Raw genomic sequence first — 15,528 nt, 5'->3', positions numbered from 1 at the left:
AGGTTGCAGCCACGCAGGTAGGGCCTGCGACGGAACTCCGAACCACTTCGAGCCCGACCTGGGCGCAACAACGACGACACGCACCCCGACCGGAGGTCGCCTCGCCATGTCACGACTGAACGTTCCCCCTCCAGAGGATGTGCCTACCGGCGCACAGCAGACCCTCGACAACATTGGTGCGCAGCTGGGCTTCGTCCCGAGCATGTTCAAGACGCTCGCGTCGAACCCGACCGTTCTTGAGGTCGTCGCGACTCTGCAAGGCACCCTGAGCCGCGTTCTCGACGCCAGGACGCGGCACAGCATCGCGCTGGCCGTGTCGCAAGCCAACGGCTGCAGTTACTGCCTGGCGATGCACACCCACGTCGCGACCAAATTCGGCGGCATGTCGGGCGACGACATCGAACTCGGCCGCGCGGGGAGCTCCGTCGATCCCAAACGCGCTGCGGCCGCCCGCTTCGCGCAGCGGGTGGTCGAGGGCCGCGGACAGGTCAGCGACGCTGAGCTCGAGAGTGTCCGGGGCGCCGGGTACACCGACCCGCAGATCCTGGCGATCATTACGGTGGCGGTGCAGTTCCTGCTCACCAACTTCATCAACAACGTCAACCAGACCGACCTCGACATCCCCGCTGTCGACTCGGTCGATACGACCGTGCCGCAGTGAACCCGCGCCCCGATCCGGCGTGCCCGGCACGGTACGTAAGAGCGTGATCGAGCATGGTGGCGTCCACGGATTCAGCGCGCGTCATCTCGTCTGGCGGGGCTGGGTGGCTCTAGGAAGCTCCGCGCTGCCGCCAACAACACCCGCCCACCGGTTGCTCTTTGGACCCTTCGGCGCGGTCCAGGCACCCAGCAGGCAAACCCCGCACTGAGTCAACGATCATTCAGGAAGGCTCGACATGCCGGGCTCCGAACTCTATGAGAAGTTCATGGCGCTGCACACCCGAGACGGTGGCCTCGTCATGCCGAACGCATGGGACGGCCTCTCGGCGCTGATGCTGGCCGATGCCGGCTTCGAGGCGATCGCCACGTCGTCCGCGGCGATCGCCGCCACCCTCGGCCGCCTCGACGGACGTCACGAAGTCACCCGCGAAGAACACCTTGAGCATGCGCGGCTGCTCGGCGGCCTCACCGGGCTGCCCGTGAACGGAGACTTCGAAGACGGTTATGGCGACATGCCTGAAGACGTCGCCGCGACCGTTGAGGCCGCCGTGAAATCCGGCCTCGCCGGCATCGGGGTCGAGGACACCTCCGGCGATCCCGATCAACCGATCCGCGACTTCGACGAAGCAGTCAGTCGCGTACGTAGCGCCGTCGACGCCGCCAAGGGGCGCATCGTCGTTACCGGCCGCACCGACAACTTCATCCAGGGACGGCCCGATCTTGACGACACCATTCGGCGCCTGACGGCCTTCGCTGAGGCGGGCGCGGATGTGGTCTACGCGCCGTTCCCACCCGACCGCGAAGCACTCGTCGCGATCGTCACCGCGGTCGCCCCGACACCGGTCAACGTCCTGGTGTCTCCGTCGGACAAGGTGCTGACCGTCGCTGAACTGCAGCAGGTCGGGGTCAAGCGCATCAGCCTCGGTCCGCTGCTCTACACCCACGCAATGGGCGCACTCGAACAGGCCACGAAGGAGCTGCGCGCGGGCGACCTCGCTTCGGCAACGACAGGTATGAGCTTCGCGCGCGTCAACGAACTGCTTTCCCACGGCAAGAACTAACCCAAACAGTACAAATCACTAACTCTTCACCCGGTGATTGCAAGACAAAGGCAGGTATCCATGGATCTCGACAAGCTCATGAACAAGCACCTCACCAGGTACTTCGACCCCAGCAAGACCATCCCCGAGGAGACACTCCAGCAAGTGCTGGGATTCCTGCGCTCGACACCGTCCTCGACGAACGTACAGCCCAACCACTTCTACGTCCTCGCCACGCCCGAAGGCAAGGAGCGGCTGGCGGCCAACCTCGGCGAACGATTCCAGGACAACAGCGAGAAGATCCTGAACGCCTCACACACCGTCATCCTCACCACCAGGGCGGATCTTCCCGACAGCCACCTCGATGCGGTGTTCAGCAAGGAGAGGGTAGATGGGCGGTTCGCCGACCCGGCAACGCACGAGCTGTGGGAGTTCATGACCCGGGACTTCCTCAACCTGCGCAAGTACAGCTACAAGGACGTGAACCACTGGATGGAAAAGCAGACCTACCTCGCAATGGGCCTGACCATGATGGCGGCCGCTGAGCTCGGCGTCGAAGCCATGCCGCTCGAAGGGTTCGACCCGGCGAGCGTCGACAAGGCGTTCAAGATCCGCGAAACCGGACACACCACGACAGTGCTGATGGCCCTCGGCTACCCCGACCCCACGAAGGTGTACAACAGGCCGACTTCGCGCTTCGAAACCGACCAGCTGTTCACCTTCGTCTAAACAGCCCCGGCACCGGGGAACGACTGTGGCCGAAGTCCGCAGGCCGCGGACACCCTGCTCCTCCAGGTCGGCCCACCCCGGACAACCAGACCGGCGGCTGACGCCGCGGGGTCATCACGGCCCGCACGATGTTGGCCGCGGGCCGCGGGCCGCCGGGCCGGCGCCCCAGTCGTTGCTGGCCCGGATGACCCGACGGCGTCGACAGACCTCCCACTCGCCCGGCATCAGGTTCTCCGAGTGCACCGCAGGGTCGCCGAACGGCTCGGCAAGGAACTGCGGGTGGCAGGCGTCGGCGAAACCCACGCGGCTCCAAAGGAGGCCGCGATCCCGCCGACGCCGATCGGGCCGGGGGCACCTCTCGCAGCGCCTCGACATCCACGGTGTACCGCTGGTCGAGCGCCGCGGCCTCCACGACACGGCCTTGACCTCAACAGGTCCGAACAGGCAGCGCCGCGAGCGACGGGGCGCGGAACGAGGGCGACCTGCTGTCGGTGGCAACGCTGCTGTCTGAGGCGCCGGGGAGGTGGAACCGGTCGGTCGGTCGGACTGAGTGCGAGGGCAAAGATCTACTGTGAAGGCATGCGGAATGTCCAGTTCGACACCGCTGTCGGATTTAGGGTTGCCGGCCCGTACCTCCTGGTCGGCCGGACTAAATGAGAGGACAAAGATCCACTGTGAAGGCATGCGGAGTATCTACGGCCGAGAAGGAAGTCGTCCTGCTGGAACTGTCCGAACCGTCATCGCCCAAGCCCGGTCAGATCCTGGTGGCGGTTGAGGCGGCCGGGGTCGGCCCGTGGGACGAACTGGAAATCGACGCCAGCTGGGACGTGGGGCTGCGCCCCCCGGCTGCGCTGGGAGTCGAGGGCGCAGGCAAGGTGCTGGCCGTCGGTGCGGGTGTCACCGGGTTCGCGGTAGGCGATCGGGTGCTCGCACACGAGGCCCCGCTGCCCGGGGGAAGCGGCTTCTGGGCCGAACGCGTTCTGATCAACGCGGATCACGCTGCAGCCTGCCCACCCGGACTGGACGCCGTGCGCGCGGCGGCACTGCCGGTCAACGGGCTCACCGCGTTGCAGGCATTGGAGAAGCTGGACCTCAGCCGAGGACAGCGGCTACTGATCACCAACGGAGGCGGGGGCACCGGAGCCTTGGCCATCCAACTCGCCGCGGCCAACGGCATCGAGGTGACCACGACCGCGTCTGCCACCGCCACAGAGCGACTGACTGGTCTGGGAGCGACGGAGGTCGTCGACTACCACGACCCGAACTGGTCGACCAAGGTGCGCGGCGGGTTCGACGCTGCCCTCACCATCGCTGCCGGCACGGCGGACGCGGCCCTGACCTTGGTGCGAGACGGCGGCCAACTGTGCTCCCTGACCTCGGACGCGCCTCCGGAGGAACGCGGCATCACGAGCTGGGACCTCTACATCGAGCCCAACGGCGCGCAACTCGTCCAGCTCGCGGAGCAGGCCGCGGCGGGCACCTTGGAACTCGCACCAGAGCCCCTGCCGCTGAGCGAGGGACCGGCTGCATTCACTCAGGTGGTTGCCGGACGGGCCGGCGGTAAGAAGATCGTGCTCATCCCAGCATGACCCGACCGGGCACCGATCGATCCCGATGCCGGGCCACGGTGCTCGCCAGGCGCGAGCGAGAAGTCGTCAGGCTGAGCCAGGAAGGTGCATCGAGGCTCAGCCGCCGGCGTCGCTGGTGTGCCGGTGCGGTCCGAACGCGGCAGACACGGCAGCGTGAGCCCTGGACCCACCCCGTCAGGATCTTCGTCGTGGTATCAGGCGAGTTGGCTGGCTCGGTGCCGCATAGATTTGGGCAGAAGTCCGTACGGCGGGCGGGCCTGTCGCAGGCCCGCCCATGAGGGAGAAGGCGGCCAGGGGGGAAGCGCTCCATCTGCGAGGCGTTCCGTTTCCGGTATGCGCAGGGTATGCACAGGTCTGTCTGCCCGGCCCGTCCCGAGCAGGGCTGGAGCGTCCGGGACAGGCTCTGACCTCCTGGATGTACCGGGCCCACGGATACCAGGCGTGGGTCGACGAGATGTCTGCGGAGCTGGACACCAATGGTGACGGGTCCATCAGACGACAAGACGGCGTCGGCGCCTTCCTGGAACTCTTACGCTCTGACTTCGCAAGCGTAGGCTGATCGGACATGGGTTCGATTATATCCGAGCTACCGGGATCCGCAGCAGCACGGAGCTGCCGAAGACCAGCGATGGAGTGCGCGCCTGGACTCGTGACATACCCGCACGGGATGGCGAGGGTCCGACAATCAGGGAGTGTTCTATTCTTCGTTCGAAAGCAGCGAGTGTTCGCTGCCCAGGACGAGGACACCGCCATGACGACTGCAGCGCCCCCGGTATCGGATCCGGATCCCAGCACGATGCACTGCGCCGGCTCCCAGATCGGTCTGTGCGCGGGGTGCCAGCGGCAGACCTGGCGCTACGGCCCCGGAGGCCTCCCGCTGTGCACCTGGTGCATGACCGACCAGCAGGCACGGTGGGGGACCGGCGTTCGTTTCAAGAGCACCCGCGGGTAAGCCCGGCCGCTGCAGGTCCGGACGGGCTGCTGGCCCTCTGCGGGAGCGGAGGGCCAGCAGCGATCTGGTCGTAGGTCAGTGGCGGGCTTCGAACCAGACCACGATGATGCTCACGGCGCCGCTGCCGAGGCTGTATGCGGCCCCGTGGAGCGCCTGCCTGCCGGTGATCCGCCCGTGGTGCTTGAACCGATCCCGGAGGTCACGCGCCAGGCGGCGTCGGCGGGGCTCCTCGGGCAGGGAAGGCCGGCGCTGTCTGTTGATCTCTGCCTGGCATGCCCCGTCGCCCGTCGTCCGTAGCCCGGACAGGTTCGATGTCGTTGAGTCCTATCGGCGGTCCCTTCATGAACCGATACCGCATCCCCCATGCCGTCCCCCATAATCCGGACAGGAAACGGGACTTCATGGGGGACACGCCGCATGCGGTTGTATATCGAAGTTCGTGAGGGAGACTGGACCAGGGTCACCTACAGTCCGTACGGCGCACGCTATTCAAGGATCCTGGACGCGTTGATCAGCTCGGGGGAATTCGGCGCTGGTGCCGGTGCCGGACGATGGCTGAAGCTGGATCGGCGTGCGCGTAAGGGAAGTTTCGAGATCGTCGTTCCTGACGACGACGCGTGGGGCACGACTGTGCACCAGCTCCAGTCCCTGTGCTTGAACGAGGCCCGTCGTCTCGGAGTCGCGCGGCCGAAGCCATCTGAGGCCGTTCGGACCTTCCGACCGTTCTTCCAGTCCCGTGGCGTCCTGGACGTGTGGCTCGCCGACTCTGCGACGGACGAGCGTCTGCCCGGGCACCTCACTGTGGGGGAGGCCGGGTTGACCGACGGCGACCTGCTGGTCCTGTGCATCATGCACCCGGCCGAGGCCAGCTACATGATGGCCGGCCCCCCCAATCCGGCCGCACTGCTGCAGTGGCTCCAACTGGCCGAGAACGCCAATGCCCCCGCGGGAGGCGCTCGCCTGTGGGGCGTGCTGCTCTACACCGACGCCGACGTTGAGCTGGCGACGTATGTGCGCACCCACTTCGACGACCTGAACGTGCTGTCCGGACCCGCCACCCGGGTCTTCGTCGTGGAACGGCGGACCGACTGGCCCGCGGCCAAGAAGTACTGGCGGCGGCATCTGGAGCCCGAGCTGTACCGCGTCATGTCCACTCTGCGCTGGCTACGCTGGACACCGTACGACCCGCAGGGCGCCTATGAGATCGCCTCGCTGCTCGGTCTTGGCCCCACACTCCTCCCGTGCCTGGTTTTCTTCCATTCCCCGCAGGGTCCGCTCCACGAAGGCGAGAAGATCGTCTTTCGGATCGAGCACACCTCGACGGCCTACTTCCGGTCCCTCTTCGGCGGGATCGACAGGATCCTGCGTCCGGTCACGGATTCCATGCGGACGCCGGAAACCGAGCGTCGTGGCTTGCTGGCGCGGTACAGCCTCACTTCCGACTATTCCACCTACCGCGCGGCACCCTTCAAGACCGAGAAACACGACCCAGCGCCCGATGCTCTCCAGAACCTCCTCGCCCCGGGCCGTGCCGCCGACGCGGCTGCGTTCGCCGCCGTCCGCGAGGCCGAGCAAGCGATCAAGTCAGCGTTGCGGTCCGTGGTTCCGTCCGTGGCGGGGCTCGCCGTGCACAACAGTCAAGTCGTCGTAGTCTCAGGGACCTCAGGAGCCGAAGTGACGGAGAATTTCTACTTCCAGGGCGAAAAGACCACGTTCATCAACCGCCCGCAGGACACGGTGATCCGGGACTTCCAGAACACCTACGGCACGATCCAGCACGCCGACGATCTCATCCGGCTGTTGCAACTCGTGCTGGTAAGCCGGGACATGGCCGCTACCAACCGGAACGCCGCGGCTAGCGAGATCCACGACCTCGCCCGCATCGGTGCGGACCCGGAGCCGGACCTGCCAGCCGCCAGGACCCGTATCGAACGCCTGCGTGCCCTGCTGTCTTCCGGCGCGGACATCGCCCAGCCCGCCCTGGCGATCCTCGCCTCCCTGACGGCGTTCTTCTCCGGCTAGGGGATCGCCCGAGTCAGCTCCCTTCAGGCGCTAGTAGATGTCGCGCACCGAGTCGTGCTCACTGGCATCGAAGACCACCGCCGGAACGCCAGCGGCAACGTGGAGTGCCCAGTGGACCGCCTCCAGACTGAGGGCAGCGAGCTACCCCCGAACGCGAGTACGGCGCGCGATGCCCTTCACCCACAAGACACCCCGCTACGTCACCTCGTACAACTAGGTTTCGCTGTCAAGGAAGCAAGAAATGACTGGGTTCGATATCAAACGACTCGATTGGGTGACAGAGGACATGCGGGCGGTGGGCGACGGGGTGCCTCCCTGTTACGCGCACAAGTGGCGCGGCAACCGGCGCGTGAGGCCGGGAAATGGGCTCTGTCGTGGACATCAGCTGGCGCGCCCTCGTTCATGCGGCCACGAAGTTTGCGCAGGTCACCGCACTCATCGGGGGACGGTGGGGGGTCTGGTATCCCCCTGTGCACTCCGGTACCCGCCCCTCCACCAGAAGGGGAAAGGGGAGGGGAGGGGAGGGGCGGGGCGGGTACGGGGAGCGCTGCCGGGGAACCGTCCCTGGGTGCTTGGTCTGCGCGTCGGTGGCTGCCTCCGCGCCCGTGACGGTCTGGGGAGCTGGGGCTAGGTAAGGGTGCGCGATCCTCTGCGCAGTGCGGCCACCTGCCGCAGGCGGACTGTCAGGGCCCGGTCGGGTACATATCCAGGACACCCGTTGGCTGGGGTCGGTGAGGGGTCGCCAGATGGGTGCGGTGGGGCCGTCGCGGAGCAGGTCGGCCAGCGGCGCGGCCAGCACGGGGACCTTGTGCAGAAAGTTCCCGCCATCTAGGGCAGCGGCGGCCTGGAGGGCGTCGATGCGGGTTTCGATGCCGGCGGGGCCGGTGTTGGCGAGGACGAACAGCAGCCGGGGGAAGACGGGGTAGCGCTTGCGCCATTCCTCCTGCGGGGGTTCCTGGCCGATCCGGCGCCGGCCGGGCTGCGCGGGGCTGTAGGTGTGGAGGCGGGCGTAGGCGGGGATTTTCGCGGCGAGGCGTTCGGGGCCCATGGTGGCCCGGTCGATCTCGAGGAAGGCCCGCATCATCGACCCGTGCCCGCCAGCGTCGCCTTGGCTCCGGTAGTACATGAGGGCGTCGGGGATGACGGCCTCACCGCTGCCGAGGGGGTGTTGGACTTCGGGTATCCAGTCCAGCGGCCGGAAGAGGTCACCGCGGTGGCGGGCGTCCTGGAGGAAGGCCAGCGCGGTCTCGGTGACGGTCAGAGCGTGTCCGGTCCGCAGTCGCACCGCGGACCGGTCGCCCACCAACCGCGACGGCCGCCGGCCCCGTAACTCCGGCCACTCGAACACGATCCGCGCCCCGTGCACGGTGGAGAACCACACCCGGGTCCGCCCCGCCTGCGCCAGCGTGATCCGGTCGACGAGGCCTTCCGCCCGGAGCTTGGCCAGCCGCCGCCGGGTCTGCTCGATCCGCACCCCCGGACTGACGACCAGATGCACCTGCTCCGTCGTCGCCATCCGGTACTGCGCCAGCACCGCGAGCGCCAGCCGGTCCCCTGCACCCGCATCCGGGTTCACCCGCGTCATCGCCTGCCCGCTTCCCCACGGTGCGCCGCCGCCCTTTCGCGGCGCCGCGCTTACGAGTCAGGGCAGCAGTCACCCCCGACCGGTTTGCCGACCACCGAGGCCCGACCACGGTCACGTTCCGACAACTTCACCCCGCACCGGTCCGACAACCCCGCCCGTAACTGCCCGCGCCTTCTCGCACCTTGTGCCGGATCGGCGCAGGTCACCGCCATGGTCGGGGCTACTCCGGGGGCCCGACATCCCTCTCTGGACTCCCGTATCCACTCCGACATGAAGAAAAAGGGAAAAGGGGGGAAGGGGGAGGCGCAGGAGTGCAGAGAGGGATCGGGCCCGGCTGTCTGCGGTGGCGCGTCGGCCGGCGGCCTCCGCGCTCGCTGCCCGCGACGGGCCTGCCAGAAGCCAGGAGGAAGGGGAGCCGGGACAGGCCTTCAGTACGGCCGTGACAGCCGACGGGACAGCAGCACGCGGGTCTTGCGCAACGGCCGCGGGATTCCCCGTCCGTCGACGGTCCCTGCCGCGTGCCAGCATTCGGCCCGGAGCGTCCTGCCCAAGTCAGGACGCTCCGGGTCGTGCGCAGCCCATCGCGGGCCGCTCTGGAGGCCTGCGCACGGCCCCCGGGCCGAGACCGCCCGTCATCCGGTCGCCCCACCCAGCGCCGCATGCACTGCGGGCCGGTATCACGAAGCCGATGGGTGTCCCGGTACGCACCGCACCAGGCACCCGACGCCGTGTGCGGCCTCCCCGCCCGACCGCAGGCCGCGCACCCCGCCCGCCGGACGCAGACCTGATCCGGCGAAAGCACCCCAGCGACCCGGCGCAGCCGCGCGGACACACCGGCCCGGCCGGGTGAGCACCCGTTGCTCTCCTTGCTGCTGCGCTTGTTGCTGCTCCTGCCACGGTTGCCGATCTGGCATCAAGTGACGCTTGGCCCTCCCGCGGAGATTCTCCGTAGCTACGCTCGCACACGCCCTGGACCGCGCCCTGGTCGTCATCTCCGTCGACCCCGACGCCGGAGAACCGCTCCCTGACAACAGCACCGGCCCGCAGCTGCGCCATACGTCGACGACGTCGAGCGCGTCCGGCTCCTGTAATGGCTGACCGCCCTGAAGACCGTGGTGGTCATCGCCTTCATCGAGGTCTAGTCGCACCCTGCCGTTGCAGGGGGCTTCCCATGCAGTCCGGGTTGCGCTCGGTCTGATCGGCACACCAGGGCGACTCGTGACGCTGAGGCGGGCCCGCTGCTGACTCCTGTGCCTCTCCGCACAGACGGCGACACAGAGGCCGAAGCTCCAGGGCGCACAGGCGCGTCTCGTTCACTGGACATGCGGTGACCTGGCTGTTTCGGGGAAAGCGTGGGGTGTCGAGGTCCATGCAGCCGGGAGATGCGCTGGGTCGGCATTTCTTCGGAGCCGTGGGGTGGGATGGCCTGTTGAGGGGGAAGTTGTGACGAGTGCGAGGTCCGAGTGGCTGGAGAGGGCCGCGTGCGGCAGTTCCGATGCGGACGGCTTGTTCGCGGACAGTGCACGTCAGCGGCAGGCCAAGGCGGTCTGTGCGGGGTGTCCGGTGCGCGTCGAGTGTCTTGCCGAAGCGCTGGATGAGCGTATCGAGTTCGGGGTGTGGGGAGGTATGACCGAGCGGGATCGCAGAGCTCTCCTGCGACGCAAGCCGGACGTCGCCTCCTGGCTCTCTGTACTGGAAGCAGCCCGGAACAGCATGGTGTCCCCGGCCGGTTGAGGACGGGAAGGTCCTGCTCGCACCCCGTGCGTTGCGCACAGGTCGCCGACTGGTCCTCGAAATTCCTGCGACGGGATCGCGGGCGACGTCGGCGCCGGCCTCTGCCGCCAGTTCGGCATCGTTCACGGTGTGACGTCCGAGGCGCCGGGATGGCCGTTGCGGGGGTACGTGCACGGGCAGCCGGTGGGGGCGGTTGTCAGGGAGTGGGGTGTGCGGTGAGCCGGTTCTGGAGTTCCCGGTGGCGGAACTGGTAGGCGACGCCGGAGTGAAGGACGCAGCCGCAGCCCTGATGTCACGAAGCCCCAAGCCCGAGCTCTACGGCGCCTGATAGGACTTCGACGTCTCCCCCGAACCAGGCGGCGTCTGTTGCCCCAAGACCCATTCCCGCCACCCCTGTCACCTGGGTGACCACGACCACCGGCCGCACCCCCGCGCGGAGCCGTCGCCAGCCGCGTGGTGGATGCGCAGGAGCAGGTTCGGCGCGGAGGAGTCCGCGAAGCCTGCCGCACCGTCGAGCACGTCACCACGAGGCCCCGATAGGGCGCGGTCCAGGCGTGCGGTCGTGCCGATCGACCCCTGCACCTGGTCTCCCGCCGCGCAGCCCGAAGGGATGGCTGCCCCGATCAGCCTCGCGACTTCCATCGCTTTGAAAGACTAGGCTGACTCCTGTACAGGCCGGTTACAGGGAGCGGGAAGGCTGGGGCCATGCGTGAAGGGCTATCGGGGGCATCGGTCCCTTCTCGCTGGGCGCCTGCCGAAGGTCAGCTGCCTGGTGATCTTGCTGTGCTCACCGGCCCTACCCACGGCATCGTGGAACTTCCGCTGCATCTGGCGTGGTCCGGGCTGCGCGCGTTCGATCTCGGCGACGAGAAGCTGCTCCTGGGCATGTACCGGATCGTTCTGCTCAACGGCAGGTACGAGGACTACACCCGCTACTTGGATGCCGCGCTGCTGGTAGCCCACTGGCCCATCCTGCGCAAGATGCTGGGCCGTGGCGTACGCACCGCGTGGGAGGACCGCTTCACCCAGCTGCGGCCGGCGGCCGCCGCGTGACCCTGTCCGGCCTGCCCGACCATCACCGCCGCCTGCTCTCCGACGCGCTTGCCGCCGGACACCCCTACGGGCTCGCCCTGATGGGCGGCTACGCGGTCCAGGCGCACGGCATCGTTCACCGGCCCAGCCAGGATCTCGACTTCGCCACCGAACACCCGGCATCCATGCACGAGATCATCGACCAGATCACCCAGTCCCTCAGCAGCCGGGGCTGGCGCATCACCGTCATCGACGTGGCCCCGCTCAAGGCACGATTCCTCGCCACCGACCCAGACACGGAAGCCACCTGCGAAGTGGATCTCCTCAAAGAAGTCCTCTGGCGTCCTCCCGTCGTACTGGACGTCGGCCCCGTGCTCGACCTGGACGACCTCATCGGGACGAAAGTCCGCGCTCTGGGCGACCGCGGTCTCGCCCGCGACGCCATCGACGTCCACGCCGCCCGCCACCACTACACCATCCCCCAGCTGGAAAACCTCGCAGCCAGACGCCCAGAGGAATTCGACCTCCAGGAGCTCCACGACCGGCTGGAAAGCCTGGAATGGATCAGTGATGCCGAGTTCGAGGCGTATGGATTGGACTCCGCCGGGATCGCCGAACTCCGTCACTGGGCCCAGGAGTGGCTGGAGGATCTCGCACAGCGACTCGCCGAGCCCTACCAAGAGCCTTTCGACGCGTAGCAACGCCTCAGCAGCCCGGACCCGCAGTTGCCCTGCAGCTGGCGGTAGCGGCTTCCAGGTCGGGCAGATGGACGTGGTGTGCATCTGCCTGACCTGCAGGTGCTGTGGGTTTACGGAATGACGTGGTCCAGGAGCCAGGTGGTGAGGGCGCGGAGGGTGCCAGCGGCGGCACCGCGCAGGGCGGCGCTGGCCAGGGTGAGGCGCTCGCGGCGGTTCAGGCGGGTGCGGGACATGGAGTTCTCCACGGGAGCGTGGTGGGCGGGTGGTCAGCCGGCCGGCTTGCTGTCCACGCTGGACCCCCCGTGGAGATCGACTCCGAGTCGCGACGGCCGCCAACTCGTACAGGTATTTGTGCTGTTCACGAGATGCCGGGGCGGGGGAGTGGCGACGATGGTGCGATGAGTAGCGACACGGCAGATGGACAGGCCGTCGCGCGGGCGGGTGTGCGGCGGCCGCGGGTACTGGCGCGGGCTGCGGTGGGATGGCCGCCTGCGCTGCGGGAGCTGAAGGAACTGCTTTACCAGGTCTATCTGGAAGGGGGCGCTCCGAGCCTGGACACCATCACCGCCGCCATCGCCGAAGATGACCAGCTCCCGGGAGCGCCCGGCAGGGACGTCATCCGCCGGGCGATCAGCGATCCGGGCGTGCCGCCCGACCAGGCCGATGCGGTCGCTGTCGCGCGGGTGCTGGCCCGCCAGGCACGCTGGGACGAGGACGACCTGTCCGCCCGTATACGCGCGTTGTGGGTGCAGGCCCGGATGGCGACTGGCGCGGGGCGGCCGATCGGGGACTTCATCCGAGACGACCGGCTCGTCCTGCAGGACCTGGAGATCCACCCGGCTGTCGACAGCGGTGACCCGCACCGGTTCGGGGTGTTGCCCAGCTATGTCCCGCGCGCCCACGACACGCAGCTCGCTACGGTGGTTGACGCCGCAGTGGCCGGCAGGAGCAGTATCGCGGTCCTGGTCGGGGGGTCGTCCACGGGTAAGACGCGCGCGCTGTGGGAGGCCGTGCGGACACTGCCGGACGGCTGGACACTGTGGCATCCCTTCAGCCCCACTCGCCAGGACGCAGTCCTGGACCAGCTTGCGGACGTCGCCCCGAAGACCGTGGTCTGGCTCAACGAAGCCCAGTTCTACCTGTCCCCCGCCCCGTACGGGGAGCAGATCGCGGCGCGCCTGCGCAGCCTCCTGCACGACTCCTCACGCGGCCCGGTCCTGGTCGTGGCAACCCTCTGGCCCGAACCCTGGGACACCCTCACCACCCGCACGCCAGACGACGAGAACGCGCAGGCCCGTGCCCTTCTGGAGGGACACAGGATCAAAGTGCCGGACGTGTTCACTGTCGGCGACCTGCGCGCACTTTACGGCACCGGTGGCGTGGATCCCCGCCTCGTGGAGGCATGCCGAGCATGCCCAGGGTGCCCAGGTCACGCAGTATCTGGCCGGGGTGCCCGTCCTGCTGGACCGTTACGCGAGCGCCCCGCCGGCCACACGGGCACTGATCGATGCCGCCATGGACGCCCGCCGGCTGGGCGCCGGGCCCCGCATCCCTCTGAACTGGCTGGCCGAAGCAGCCCCCGGCTACCTCACCGATACCCAGTGGGACGCCACCGGCGACAACTGGCTCGAACAAGCCCTCGACTACGTCTGCACCCCCTGCAAAGGCATCCCCGGCATCCTCACCCCCGTCAAAATCCGGCGCCCCCGCAACTACCGCGCCCCTGCCCGTCCCATGGGTGACGACCAGGGGAGTCAGGGACGGCTGTACCTGCTGGCCGACTACCTAGACCAGCACGGCCGCCAACAACGCGCCGAGACAATCCCGCCCGTCGACTTCTGGACCGCAGCCGCCCACCACGCTCACCCCACCGACTTCGAAACCCTCGGCGACGCGGCGTGGGGCCGTGGCCTATACAGGGACGCCACCCAACTCCACAAGAACGCCGTCCGTCATCGCGCCAGCAGCGCTCCCGCTCACCTCGTGAAGCACCTACGGCAGATTCATCCGGCCGATCTCCGCCCCGCCCAATGGGCCGCAACCCACGTGTCCCTCGACAACCGGCACGCAGCGTCCCAGCTGCTGTACACGCTGCGGAAGGCCGGGGCGCGAGAGCAGGCCGCTGCCCTGCTTGCTCGCGACCCCGCCGCCCACGTCTCCCTCGACGACCCGTTTTCGGTAGGCACGCTGCTCACGGAACTGCTGGAAGCCGGGGCGCGAGAGCAGGCCGCTGCCCTGCTTGCTCGCGACCCCGCCGCCCACGTCTCCCTCGACAACCCGCTTTCGGTAAGCCTGCTGCTCAAAGCGCTGCGGGAGGCCGGGGCGCACGAGCAGACCGCTGCCCTGCTTGCTCGCGACCCCGGCGCTCACACGTCCGTCGACAACCCGATTTCGGCAAGCATGCTGGTCAAGGAACTGCGGGAGGCCGGCGCGCGCGAGCAGGCCGATGCCCTGCTTGCGCGCGGCCCCGGCGCCCACACACACTTCGGCAACCCCTTGTGGTTGGCTGCGTTGATCGAGGAGTTCCGGCAGGCCGGGGCGAACGAGGACCTCTTTGCGTTGCTGGCACGGACAGCCACGCGCGTGTCCATCGACAACCCCTTTCTCTCGGTCAGCGTGCTGCTCAAGGAGTTGCGGGAGGCCGGGGCGCACGAGCAAGCCGCTGCTCTCCTCGCCCGCGACCCGGCTGCCCAGGTGCAGTTCGGCAACCCGTGGCTGGTGACCGAGTTGCACAAGGAGTTGCGGGAGGCCGGGGCGCACGAGCAAGCCGCTGCTCTCCTCGCCCGCAACCCGGCCGCCCAGGTGCGGATCGACGACTCACCTGCTGTAAACGGGCTGCTCACGGAACTGGGTGAGGCTAGTGCACACGAGCAGGCCGCCGTACTGACCGCACGACTCCCTGCCGCAGGACACTTCGACCTTTTCACCGAGGCGAGCGATAGCTCTGAGCTGTTCCAATTCGGACGCGAGCCTGACGGGTGTGCAAGTCCCCCATGGACCTGGGACGACCTGCACTGACCGACAACGGCACTCCAAAGTGTGGCCGGCTCCGGAAAGGCTGGGGCAGCAGTTGGTTCGAGCGGACAGCCAGCGGCCGCGCAGTTTGCGACGGCACCGCAGACACCGGCACATGGCTGGCGACCGCCTACATCCTGCTGGTCACGGCTTGCTACGGCAGTTATCTCAATGCCTTGCTGCCCGACTTCTGGTATACGACGGACCGCAACCAGGTCCGGCGGTCGCTCACGGAAATCGACGAGGCAGCGCGCAAGGCGAAGGACGCACGGAACGCGCGGGAGCGCAGACGGTGGAGAAGGAGCCCGCGGCCGAAGAGACGTAGCGTCTGCCTGTCAGGACGTGCAGGGCGCCACCCGTACCCGGGCAAGCCCGCGGCCGCGGAGGCTGGCCGCCAGCTGCTCGCCGACCTGCGCCGCACTCACGGCCGGCCACGGCGCGCGGCAAGACTCCCGGTCCGACCGGCGAGACC

General features: G+C 68.2%; 11 protein-coding genes. 9 read left to right on the top strand and 2 right to left on the bottom strand.

The window, feature by feature from the left end:
- Positions 1–106: 106 nt before the first annotated feature.
- The 5 genes from ACFVTC_RS33735 (at position 107) to ACFVTC_RS33715 (ending at position 6,992) form a co-directional block, all read left to right on the top strand.
- Positions 107–661: a carboxymuconolactone decarboxylase family protein gene (locus tag ACFVTC_RS33735; RefSeq protein WP_390132262.1), complete on the top strand. Its 555-nt coding sequence runs from the start codon at positions 107–109 to the stop codon at positions 659–661.
- 235 nt (positions 662–896) lie between these two features.
- Positions 897–1,721, top strand: a complete 825-nt coding sequence (locus tag ACFVTC_RS33730) for an isocitrate lyase/phosphoenolpyruvate mutase family protein (RefSeq protein WP_390132261.1) — start codon at positions 897–899, stop codon at positions 1,719–1,721.
- Between the two features lie 60 nt (positions 1,722–1,781).
- Positions 1,782–2,429, top strand: a complete 648-nt coding sequence (locus ACFVTC_RS33725; RefSeq protein WP_390132260.1) for a nitroreductase family protein — start codon at positions 1,782–1,784, stop codon at positions 2,427–2,429.
- A 674-nt stretch (positions 2,430–3,103) separates the two neighbouring features.
- A complete protein-coding gene (locus ACFVTC_RS33720) occupies positions 3,104–4,018 on the top strand; it encodes an NADP-dependent oxidoreductase (protein WP_390132259.1) in 915 nt (304 codons plus the stop codon).
- Between the two features lie 1,369 nt (positions 4,019–5,387).
- A complete protein-coding gene (locus ACFVTC_RS33715) occupies positions 5,388–6,992 on the top strand; it encodes a hypothetical protein (protein WP_390132258.1) in 1,605 nt (534 codons plus the stop codon).
- A gap of 400 nt (positions 6,993–7,392) precedes the next feature.
- Here ACFVTC_RS33715 and ACFVTC_RS33710 read toward each other — a convergent pair whose 3' ends face one another.
- Positions 7,393–8,577, bottom strand: a complete 1,185-nt coding sequence (locus ACFVTC_RS33710) for a replication-relaxation family protein (protein ID WP_390132257.1) — start codon at positions 8,575–8,577, stop codon at positions 7,393–7,395.
- A gap of 1,443 nt (positions 8,578–10,020) precedes the next feature.
- On the opposite strand from ACFVTC_RS33710, the gene ACFVTC_RS33705 reads away from it, so the two are divergent.
- The 3 genes from ACFVTC_RS33705 (at position 10,021) to ACFVTC_RS33695 (ending at position 12,041) form a co-directional block, all read left to right on the top strand.
- Positions 10,021–10,311 (top strand): WhiB family transcriptional regulator, encoded by a 291-nt coding sequence (locus ACFVTC_RS33705; RefSeq protein ID WP_390132256.1) that lies wholly within the window; start codon positions 10,021–10,023, stop codon positions 10,309–10,311.
- An 810-nt stretch (positions 10,312–11,121) separates the two neighbouring features.
- Complete coding sequence (locus ACFVTC_RS33700) at positions 11,122–11,364, top strand: hypothetical protein (protein WP_266708552.1); 243 nt, start codon at positions 11,122–11,124, stop codon at positions 11,362–11,364.
- Positions 11,361–12,041, top strand: a complete 681-nt coding sequence (locus ACFVTC_RS33695) for a nucleotidyl transferase AbiEii/AbiGii toxin family protein (RefSeq protein ID WP_390132255.1) — start codon at positions 11,361–11,363, stop codon at positions 12,039–12,041. Before ACFVTC_RS33700 ends, ACFVTC_RS33695 begins: the two co-directional genes overlap by 4 nt.
- A gap of 110 nt (positions 12,042–12,151) precedes the next feature.
- Here the strand turns inward: ACFVTC_RS33695 and ACFVTC_RS33690 are convergent, their stop codons facing one another.
- Complete coding sequence (locus ACFVTC_RS33690) at positions 12,152–12,274, bottom strand: hypothetical protein (RefSeq protein ID WP_390132254.1); 123 nt, start codon at positions 12,272–12,274, stop codon at positions 12,152–12,154.
- A gap of 1,141 nt (positions 12,275–13,415) precedes the next feature.
- Between ACFVTC_RS33690 and ACFVTC_RS33685 the strand changes: the two genes are divergently transcribed.
- A complete protein-coding gene (locus ACFVTC_RS33685; RefSeq protein WP_390132253.1) occupies positions 13,416–15,059 on the top strand; it encodes a hypothetical protein in 1,644 nt (547 codons plus the stop codon).
- The last annotated feature ends 469 nt before the right edge of the window (positions 15,060–15,528 follow it).

This window comes from Streptomyces sp. NPDC057950, assembly GCF_042887295.1.
GTDB lineage: Bacteria > Actinomycetota > Actinomycetes > Streptomycetales > Streptomycetaceae > Streptomyces > Streptomyces kaempferi.
Note: the sequence above shows the minus strand (reverse complement) of the source record. Positions and strands in the feature narration are given on the sequence as shown.

Excerpts from the sequence above, each read along its gene's own strand:
- ACFVTC_RS33710 (WP_390132257.1), bottom strand. The coding sequence starts at position 8,577 with ATGACGCGGGTGAACCCGGATGCGGGTGCAGGGGACCGGCTGGCGCTC.
- ACFVTC_RS33715 (WP_390132258.1), top strand. The coding sequence starts at position 5,388 with ATGCGGTTGTATATCGAAGTTCGTGAGGGAGACTGGACCAGGGTCACC.
- ACFVTC_RS33730 (WP_390132261.1), top strand. The coding sequence starts at position 897 with ATGCCGGGCTCCGAACTCTATGAGAAGTTCATGGCGCTGCACACCCGA.
- ACFVTC_RS33725 (WP_390132260.1), top strand. The coding sequence starts at position 1,782 with ATGGATCTCGACAAGCTCATGAACAAGCACCTCACCAGGTACTTCGAC.
- ACFVTC_RS33735 (WP_390132262.1), top strand. The coding sequence starts at position 107 with ATGTCACGACTGAACGTTCCCCCTCCAGAGGATGTGCCTACCGGCGCA.
- ACFVTC_RS33690 (WP_390132254.1), bottom strand. The coding sequence starts at position 12,274 with ATGTCCCGCACCCGCCTGAACCGCCGCGAGCGCCTCACCCTGGCCAGC.